Genomic DNA, 1192 nt, shown 5'->3' on the forward strand with positions numbered 1-1192 from the left:
GGAAACTCTGAAAAAGACTTCCAAATCTGGTGAGATACGGCTGTCCCACGAACTGAACGGTTGAGCCCCGATGAAGCAAATGTCTTTCGCTGATGCCGAGTACGCAGGCAAACGTAAGCAGACCCGCCGTGAGCGTTTCCTGATTGAGATGGATCAGGTCGTGCCCTGGAAAGGCCTGATTGCGTTGATCGAGCCGCATTATCCGAAGGGTGAAGGCGGTCGTCCGGCGTATCCGTTGATGGCCATGCTGCGGGTTCATCTGATGCAAAACTGGTTCGGCTACAGCGATCCGGCGATGGAAGAGTCCCTCTACGAAACCACGATTCTGCGCCAGTTTGCCGGGCTGCATTTGGATCGGATTCCGGATGAAACCACGATCCTCAACTTCCGCCGGCTGTTGGAAAAACATGAGCTGGCCGGTGGGATTTTGCAGGTCATCAACGGCTATTTGGGCGACCGAGGTTTGCTGCTGCGTCAGGGAACTGTGGTCGATGCGACGATCATTCATGCGCCCAGTTCGACCAAGAACAAGGACGGTAAACGCGACCCCGAAATGCACCAGACAAAGAAAGGAAATCAGTACTATTTCGGGATGAAATCGCACATCGGTGTCGATGTTGAATCCGGTCTGGTACATAGCGTGGTGGGCACGGCGGCGAATGTGGCGGACGTGACTCAGGTCGATCAGTTGCTGCATGGCGAGGAAACTTACGTCTCTGGCGATGCCGGTTACACCGGCGTGGAGAAGCGTGCGGAGCATCAACATCGCCAGATGATCTGGTCGATCGCAGCGCGCCCCAGCAGCTATAAGAAGCATGCAAAAAAGAGCCTGATCGGTCGCATGCGCCGCAAAATCGAATACGCGAAAGCTCAAGTCCGGGCCAAGGTTGAGCATCCATTCAGGGTGATCAAGCGCCAGTTTGGTTATACGAAAGTCCGCTTCCGAGGCTTGGTGAAAAACACCGCGCAGCAGACCACACTGTTTGCCTTATCGAACCTGTGGATGATGCGAAAACGACTGTTGAATGCAGGCGAGGTGCGCCTGTGATGTGGACAATGAGCCCTGAAAAGGTGCTATTCCGCAAAAAACAGTGAACTGACAGGAGGAAAGGTCTGATTTTCGATTAAGTCGGTGTTTTTTGAACCTCAGACAGCGAGGCCGTTAAAAACGGCTGCTTACTTCAGACCTTCC

The 1192-nt window shown here is 53.8% G+C and carries 1 protein-coding gene; it reads left to right on the forward strand.

Annotated elements, in window-relative coordinates; genetic code table 11:
* The first annotated feature begins 70 nt into the window (after positions 1-70).
* Entirely contained in the window at positions 71-1048 is a 978-nt protein-coding gene (locus tag AC19YY_RS30970) for an IS5 family transposase (RefSeq protein WP_033902000.1), read from the forward strand.
* Positions 1049-1192: the final 144 nt, after the last annotated feature.

It is taken from the genome of Pseudomonas sp. MF09156, assembly GCF_059862305.1.